We start from the raw sequence: 8,779 nt of genomic DNA, 5'->3' as shown, positions 1-8,779 counted from the left end.
ATACCTATAATAAGCGGCTTTTTACTACTCTTCTGCTTTTGTAAAGATGCAGTGCTGATAGGTTCATCAATATAATCGCTATTATCTACCTCGGTATTTTCATTTTTATCTGTAGAGGCTGCGCTATCAGTCGCTTCTGTTATAGTTAAAGGACGTACAACCTTCTCATCTTCTTTATCAGAAAAATCCAAGCTCACCGATATACTCATGTTATCAGATACCTGTAACCCTGCTATATTTTCCACACTATCTTGCTCTTGAATGGCAAATAACTCTAGTTCTACTGCACTTAGTGGCTCATACGAGGACAGCTTGTCAGCGTTCTTAAGCGGTTGTAATATAGGCTGCTGAACAGGACGGTCCAGTATGCTTGCGCTAAGACCCGCATCTGTCTCATCATAAGTGTCATTATTGGTAACAGTTGGCACTCTCAAATTTTCTGTATTCTCAATACTTTCGATAGCACTTTCAATAGTCTCTAGGCTTTCAACACGCGAGATATAACGCTCATAGATATCGTGTTTGCGATTACGCAGTCGTGGCTTAGTATTAGCGATTTTTGCTAAGTTTGCCTCTAAATCGGCGTTTTGCTTGTCTTTTTTGTCGCTCATGAAGTGATACCAAACCAGTTTATGCCACGAAACCGTAGATGACTGCTAGAATTAAGGGTAAAGTTTGTTAGTTTGCTAAATTGTAACGCTATCGTGAATAAACAATATAGAGTGTCATCTCCTATGCTTCAAGCATAATTTTATAGTTATGCTGTTATTGATATAAAATACAGCAGTATCCGCTTCATCAATTGACATGGTATTACAGATAAATGAGCATAAAATATGGATTTAAAGCAGCTCAATGCGTTTATTGCTGTTGCCGAGCTTAGGAGCTTTAGCGCAGCCGCTACCAAAATCGGATTGTCACAGCCTAGTCTAAGCCGTTTGCTCAAGCAACTTGAGACAGATATGGGCGTGATGCTGGTTGACCGTTATCACAGACCGCTACATCTAACAGAAGCGGGTAGCTTCTTTTACGATAAAATCAGTACCATACTGACAGAGGTAGATACGGTTGTTGGTATGACCCAGCGTTTATCTGCACCTAGTAGCGCGTTAAACATCGGTTTTGTTCCTTCTATACTGTATGGTCTGCTACCCGAAATTATCGCCAGACTTAAGCAGTCCAATCCTGAGATTGAGGTCAACCTAAAAGACATCAGCTCTTATCAGCAGATAGAAGCGCTGAAATCGGGGGACATTGATATTGGTTTTGGGCGTTTTGCGCATCAAGACCCTTGGATTCAGCAAATACTATTACGTCATGAGCGTTATGTCGTCGCCCTCCCCAAAGCCCATCCGCTTGCCAATGTGCGCGAGCAACGCTTAATCGATTTGGCAAATAACCGCCTTATTCTCTATCATCAAACCCACTTGCCGATATCGACAATGCCAAAAACTTTGAGGCAGAAAGAGAGAAACAACGACAGCCAACTTCAATCATCTACTGCTGAGCAAATTACAGAGCCTTTGCTGTACTTATTTGCCCAATATGGCATCACGCCATTTATGACCACCACCGTCAGCGATTTGCAAGTGGCACTCGGCTTAGTGGCGGCGGGCGAAGGCATTACCTTGGTACCTGCCAGCTTAAAAACGGTACGTACAGAGCAAATAAGCTATCAGCGTCTTATACATGAAAACGTAACCTCACCTATTTATCTGCATACGCTAAAAGACTGTGTTCATCCCAAAATTCCTGACCTATTGAATGCGACTTATCATGTCTACGAGCAGCGCGGCATCACTTACCGACGCCAAAAATTTCAGTCTCAGCTTTAAATTATCTGATATTGACAGAGTATTGTGGTATAAAGAAGCCCCAAAAAATAGTCATTGATAACTCTTGATATTCGCACTTAATTATGCTAACTATTAGGAATGGCTATGCAAAAAATAAGTAATAATAATGTGAACAATCATTCTCTTTAATAAGATTGGTATGCTAAAGTCGATACAAGATAAATCGTTTTAATAATATGTTTTATGAAACGACGCTCTTATGATCATTGGCAAGCTGACACAGGTAAGTGATGATTTGCCGTTTTAACCATTTCGAGGTATTCATGACCACACAACAACTCAATAACCCAAGCGCCACAGGCGACACTATCCCCGCTCAGCAAGAAGGCTTTAGCTGGCGAATCTTTGGTCCCGGTATTTTAATGGCGACTGCTGCTATTGGCGGCTCACATCTGATTTCATCGACACAGGCTGGCGCGTTATATGGCTGGCAGCTGGCGATTATGATTATATTAGCCAACGTCTTTAAGTATCCGTTCTTCCGCTTTGCCACCGATTATGTCTATGATACCGGCGAGAGCTTAATCGCAGGCTATGCCAAACGCTCAAAAGCCTATCTCTGGGTTTATTTTATCCTATCTATTTTATCGGCGGTGATTAGTACCGGTGCCGTGACATTGCTTGCTGCAGTGATATTGGGCTTTATGCTGCCTGCATCTGTAGGACTATCAAGTATTAGCTTAGCTGTCATCATCGTTGCTATATGTTGGTTTTTTCTGATTGCTGGTCATTACAAACTGCTTGACGGCGTGACTAAGTGGATTATGATTGCGCTCGTATCCGCAACCGTGTTAGCGGTAATGATTGCTGCTGGTAAACCGACTGTTATGGTTGCTGATTTTGTCCCTGCCTCTCCTTGGAACTTGGCGACTTTAGGATTTATTGTTGCACTCATGGGTTGGATGCCAGCACCACTTGAGTTCGCTGCCATCACCTCAATGTGGACATCAGCGAAAAGAAAAGCTGACAATACCACTCATCGTCAGGGGTTACTGGATTTTAATGTCGGTTTCTTAGTCTCTGCTATTTTAGCCTTGTTCTTTTTAGCGTTGGGCGTTTTCGTACAATACGGCTCAGGTCAAGAGATTCAAACCGCAGGTGTCGCTTATATTGATCAGCTTATCAATATGTATACCGCCACTATCGGTGAATGGTCAAGACTACTGGTCGCCTTTGTCGCCTTTATGTGTATGTTTGGCACGACAATTACTTGTGCAGACGGTTATGGTCGCGCTAATGCCGAATGCTGGCGCTTGCTAAAAGGTGAAGACGAGATTAACAAAAAGCAAATCGCCTTTTGGACCACCTATGCTATCGGTGGCGGTCTTTTGATTATTAGCTTCTTTGCAGGACAATTAGGCGCTATGCTGAAGTTTGCGATGATATCTGCCTTTATATCCGCGCCTATCTTTGGTTGGTTAAACTACTCGCTAGTGAAAAACCACAAAAAACTATCAGCCGGTATGAACGCCTATTCGATTGCAGGGCTTGTATTCTTAGGTGGCTTTACCTTGTTATTCCTAGCCAGCCTTGTAGGTATCATTGGTTAAAAGTAGCTGTTAGCTAGTCTAGATAATAATAGATTCGATAGAGTAAAAGCCCTTTTAGCCAAACTAAGAGGGCTTTTTTGTGGACAACTATAAAACACTTATAGAAATAATTGTAACCAGATGTAAATATTTAATCGGAAACAATGCAGTGTTTGATGCGTTATGAATACTAATAGACGCAAACCTCTAATTAATGGATAGCATTATCTATAAAATGAATATTATTAATATTATTAATTTATGAGTTTAATTTATATTAATAATTAAATAAAAACCCCGCTTTGCAGCCAAGTATAATTGGGTATAATCAAGCACAACGATTGAATCGTGCATGACAACGACAAGATCCTCCCTCTACGTAAGGAATACGACATGACCCCATCAGCTGGCGCTCGCTTTCGCAGTGCAATGAAACAAAAAAATCATAATAACCAACCGCTACAGATTGCAGGCGCGATTAACGCTTATACCGCTATGATGGCAACCCAAGTCGGTCACCAAGCGCTATATCTCTCTGGTGCTGGCGTGGCAAATGCCTCGTTTGGTTTGCCAGACCTTGGCATGACCAGCCTTGATAATGTCTTAGAAGATGCACGCCGTATTACTGATGCGGTTGATACACCGTTATTAGTCGATATCGACACTGGTTTTGGCGGCGCGTTTAATATCGCCCAAACCATCAAAAAAATGGAAAAAGCCGGCGTGGCAGCGGTACATATCGAAGACCAAGTCGCCCAAAAGCGCTGTGGTCACCGCCCCAATAAAGAAATCGTTAGCATCTCAGAGATGGTTGATCGCTTAAAAGCCGCCCTTGATGCCAAAGTAGATAGTGATTTCGTCGTTATGGCGCGTACGGACGCCTTGTCTGTTGAAGGTCTTGATGCGGCGGTTGAACGTGCTGTTGCGTTTCAAGAAGCGGGCGCTGATATGATTTTTGCCGAAGCATTGACTGATATCGAGATGTACCGTAAGTTTACTGACGTACTTGATATCCCAGTACTGGCAAATATGACCGAGTTTGGTCAGACCGACCTTTATACTACCGAGCAGTTGTATGCGGTAGGTGTCGATATGGTGCTATATCCACTATCTGCATTCCGTGCGATGAACAAAGCCGCATTGAACGTATATCAGCATCTGCTTGATGATGGTACACAAGACAAAGTCGTCGACACCATGCAAACCCGTATGGAGCTCTATGATTTCTTAAACTATCATGAGTTTGAGCAGACTTTAGACAAATTGTTTGCAGATAATAAGTAGTTTTAGCACTTAAAAGCGTTGGTTTTTCTATCAATGAACTTGCCAGCGCAGTATTTGCAGCATCTTTATCTTTTATCCAACACAAGCTACCAACAAAAGGAATTTATCATGGCAGCACAAAAAGAACTCTCAGGCGCAGGTCTTCGTGGTCAAGTAGCGGGCAAGACAGCATTGTCTACCGTTGGAAAATCAGGCTCTGGTCTGACCTATCGCGGTTATGACGTCTCAGAGCTTGCGGACAAATGCATCTTTGAAGAAGTCGCTTATATGTTGCTGTATGGCAACTTGCCGACCCAAAGCGAGCTTGATGCTTATCAAACTAAATTAAAAGGTTTACGTGGTTTACCTCAAGCATTAAAAGATGTCCTTGAGCGTATTCCTGCCAGTGCACACCCAATGGATGTCTTACGTACCGGTTGCTCAATGCTTGGTAACCTTGAAACCGAACTCGATTTTGCCGAAGAAAACGACCAAGCAGACCGTATGCTGGCGGTCTTCCCGTCAATCATTAACTATTGGTATCGCTTTACGCATGATAACGTGCGTATCGAAACCGAAACTGATGATGAGACCATCGGTGGTCACTTCCTGCATCTGCTAAAAGGCGAAAAGCCAAACGAGCTACATACCAAAGTGATGAACGTCTCACTGATTCTTTATGCTGAGCATGAGTTTAACGCCTCAACCTTCACTGCTCGCGTTTGTGCGTCTACCTTATCTGATATCCATTCTTGTATTACCGGTGCGATTGGCTCATTACGTGGTCATTTGCATGGCGGCGCGAACGAGGCAGCAATGGATATGATTGAAGGCTTTAGCTCTCCTGACGAAGCTGAAACTGAGATGATGGCTATGCTGGCACGTAAAGATAAAATCATGGGCTTTGGTCATGCTATCTACAGTGAGTCTGATCCACGTAACGTCGTTATCAAAGGTTGGGCTGAAAAGCTAGCAGCTGACGTTGGTGACGAAGTGCTTTATCCAGTATCAGTACGCTGTGAAGAAGTTATGTGGCGCGAGAAAAAACTGTTCTGCAATGCTGACTTTTTCCATGCCTCAGCCTATCACTTCATGGGCATTCCAACCAAACTGTTCACGCCAATCTTTGTATGCTCGCGCTTAACAGGTTGGGCGGCTCACGTATTTGAGCAGCGTGCTAACAACCGTATCATCCGCCCAAGTGCAGAATATACCGGTGAAGAGTTGCGTTCAGTACCAGAGATAACTGCGCGTTAACCTCTCTTACTCGTTATCGACCATAAACGCTTATGCTCGATAACGGCTTTAACTGCTAAATTTTGAATATATTTAGCAGTTAAAGCTTTTCTTAATAACCTCAATTTTTTTAGCAAAGCCTACTTCTCATATCAGTGATGATTTTGCTAAAAGAATACTTTCTTTTCAACTAACTCAAATTCCAACCAGCCAATAGCCAAAGGTGACTTATGGACAACGCCCTAGTACAGCCGATGAATGAACCATTTAAAAAGCCATTACCTGGCACAGACTTGTATTACTTTGATACCCGTGAAGCGATCGAAAATATCGAAGCTGGCGCGTATGACAAACTACCGTTCTGCTCAAAAGTATTGTGTGAAAACTTGGTACGCCGTTGCCCACCTGAAGACTTAACTGCGGCTTTAGAGCAGCATATCTATGGTAAGCAAGATTTAGATTTTCCTTGGTACCCTGCCCGCGTCGTATGTCATGACATCTTAGGTCAAACCGCGTTTGTTGATTTGGCAGGTTTACGTGATGCCATCGCAGAACAAGGTGGCGACCCTTCTAAAGTAAATCCAATTGTACCAACACAACTGATTGTTGATCATTCACTAGCCGTTGAACACGCAGGCTTTGAAGAAAACGCCTTTGAAAAAAACCGTGCCATCGAAGAGCGCCGTAATGATGACCGTTTTCACTTTATCAACTGGTGTCAGTATGCCTTTGATAACGTCAACGTCGTACCGCCTGGTAACGGCATCATGCATCAAATTAACCTAGAGAAAATGTCGCCGGTTGTGCAAATAGTAAAGAATAAAGCCGGTGAAGAAGTCGCTTTTGCTGATACCTTGGTTGGTACCGATAGCCATACGCCAATGGTTGATGCCTTGGGTGTTATCTCAATCGGTGTTGGCGGGCTTGAAGCTGAAAGCGTCATGCTTGGTAACCCATCGTACATGCGCCTGCCTGATTATGTTGGCGTCAAACTGACTGGTAAATTGCAAAAAGGCATTACCGGCACCGATTTAGTCCTCGCCATGACCGAGTTCTTACGTAATGCTGGTGTGGTATCCACTTATATAGAATTCTTTGGTGAAGGTGCGCGCCAATTAAGTGTTGGTGACCGTGCATCTATCTCAAACATGACGCCAGAATATGGCGCAACCGCGGCGATGTTCTATATTGATGAGCAAACCATCGACTATCTACGCCTAACCGGTCGTAGTGAAGCTCAAATCAAACTGGTTGAGCAATATGCCAAGCAGACAGGTCTATGGGCTGATGGCATGGAAAATGCGGAATACGCGCGGGTGCTTGAGTTTGATTTGTCTGCAGTCGTCCGTAATATGGCAGGTCCTTCACGTCCGCATGCTCGTGTTTCAACCACAGATTTGGTTGCTAAAGGTATCGCCCACGCTCCTGAAGACAAATTACCAGAACCAAAAGATGGCTTGATGCCAGATGGTGCAGTGATTATCGCCGCGATTACCAGCTGCACTAATACTTCTAACCCACGCAACATGGTTGCTGCCGGTCTGGTCGCCCGTAACGCCAATGCCAAAGGCTTATTGCGTAAGCCTTGGGTAAAATCCTCACTCGCACCTGGCTCAAAAACCGTAAAAATGTACCTAGAAGAAGCAGAACTCATGTCTGAGCTACAAGAAATCGGCTTTGATGTGGTTGGTTTTGCTTGTACTACTTGTAATGGTATGAGTGGCGCGCTTGATCCTGATATCGAAAAAGAAATCATCGATAATGATCTGTTTACCACTGCGGTATTATCTGGCAACCGTAACTTTGATGGTCGTATCCACCCGTATGCCAAGCAAGCGTTCTTAGCATCACCGCCGCTCGTTATTGCTTATGCTATCGCCGGTAACATTCGCTTTGATATCGAAAAAGACTCGTTGGGCAAAGACCAAAACGGTAATGACGTTTATCTAAAAGATATCTGGTTCGATGATGACGAAGTTGATGCGATCGTCGCTAAAGCCGTAAAGCCTGAGCAATTCAACGCTGTTTATATCCCGATGTTTGATGAAGCGAAAAAAGATACGGGTAAAGCGCTAAGTCCACTATATAACTGGCGTGAACAGACCACTTATATCCGCCGCCCGCCGTATTGGGAAGGCAAAATGGTAGCGATGAATAAGCTAAAAGGTATGCGTCCATTAGCGGTATTGGGTGACAATATTACTACTGACCATTTATCTCCGTCTAATGCGATTTTGGGTGATTCTGCTGCTGGCGAGTACCTGGATACTATGGGTTTACCAAGCGAGGACTATAACTCTTATGCAACCCATCGCGGTGATCACTTAACCGCTCAGCGTGCGACCTTTGCCAATCCTAAACTATTGAATGAGATGGTACGTGACGAGAAAGGTGAAGTCCTACAAGGTTCGCTTGCTAGGGTTGAGCCAGAAGGTCAAGTTATGCGCATGTGGGAAGCAATTGAGACCTATATGAACCGCGAACAACCGCTGATCATCATCGCAGGAGACGGTTACGGTCAAGGCTCAAGCCGAGACTGGGCTGCCAAGGGTGTACGTTTGGCAGGCGTTGAAGTGGTGGTCGCTGAAGATTTCGAACGTATCCATCGTCAAAACTTAGTCGGTATGGGTGCACTACCTTTGCAGTTTGAAAAAGGTGTCACGCGCAATACACTAAACATAGACGGTACTGAAGTCTTTGATGTTACCGGTGAAGTCTCTGCTGGCGGCATGATGACGCTGGTGATTAATCGTGCTGATGGTAGTAAAACTGAAACCCCTATCATTTGCCGTTTGGATACCGCTGACGAGGTTAAAATGTATAACGCAGGCGGTATGCTACAGCGCTTTGCCAAAGAGTTTATCGATGGCACGTTAGATATTGCGTAGGTGTTAT

The 8,779-nt window shown here is 44.0% G+C and carries 5 protein-coding genes and 1 pseudogene; 5 read left to right on the top strand and 1 reads right to left on the bottom strand.

Annotated features, from left to right (window positions below):
- A pseudogene (locus VLN09_RS04145) lies at positions 1-611 on the bottom strand (hypothetical protein); the annotation flags it as partial.
- A 225-nt stretch (positions 612-836) separates the two neighbouring features.
- Between VLN09_RS04145 and VLN09_RS04140 the strand changes: the two are divergent.
- The 5 genes from VLN09_RS04140 to acnD all read left to right on the top strand — a co-directional run bounded on the left by VLN09_RS04140 (position 837) and on the right by acnD (position 8,772).
- On the top strand, positions 837-1,835 hold the full coding sequence (locus VLN09_RS04140) for a LysR family transcriptional regulator (protein ID WP_325243959.1): 999 nt from the start codon (positions 837-839) through the stop codon (positions 1,833-1,835).
- A gap of 284 nt (positions 1,836-2,119) precedes the next feature.
- Positions 2,120-3,406 (top strand): NRAMP family divalent metal transporter, encoded by a 1,287-nt coding sequence (locus VLN09_RS04135; protein WP_325243956.1) that lies wholly within the window; start codon positions 2,120-2,122, stop codon positions 3,404-3,406.
- A 372-nt stretch (positions 3,407-3,778) separates the two neighbouring features.
- Positions 3,779-4,669: a methylisocitrate lyase gene (gene prpB / locus VLN09_RS04130; RefSeq protein ID WP_325243954.1), complete on the top strand. Its 891-nt coding sequence runs from the start codon at positions 3,779-3,781 to the stop codon at positions 4,667-4,669.
- A 108-nt stretch (positions 4,670-4,777) separates the two neighbouring features.
- Complete coding sequence (gene prpC, locus VLN09_RS04125; protein WP_325243952.1) at positions 4,778-5,905, top strand: bifunctional 2-methylcitrate synthase/citrate synthase; 1,128 nt, start codon at positions 4,778-4,780, stop codon at positions 5,903-5,905.
- A gap of 233 nt (positions 5,906-6,138) precedes the next feature.
- Entirely contained in the window at positions 6,139-8,772 is a 2,634-nt protein-coding gene (gene acnD / locus VLN09_RS04120; RefSeq protein WP_325243961.1) for a Fe/S-dependent 2-methylisocitrate dehydratase AcnD, read from the top strand.
- Positions 8,773-8,779 lie beyond the last annotated feature (7 nt).

The sequence above is a fragment of the Psychrobacter sp. genome (genome assembly GCF_035469765.1).
Classification (GTDB): Bacteria; Pseudomonadota; Gammaproteobacteria; order Pseudomonadales; family Moraxellaceae; genus Psychrobacter.
Note: the sequence above shows the minus strand (reverse complement) of the source record. Positions and strands in the feature narration are given on the sequence as shown.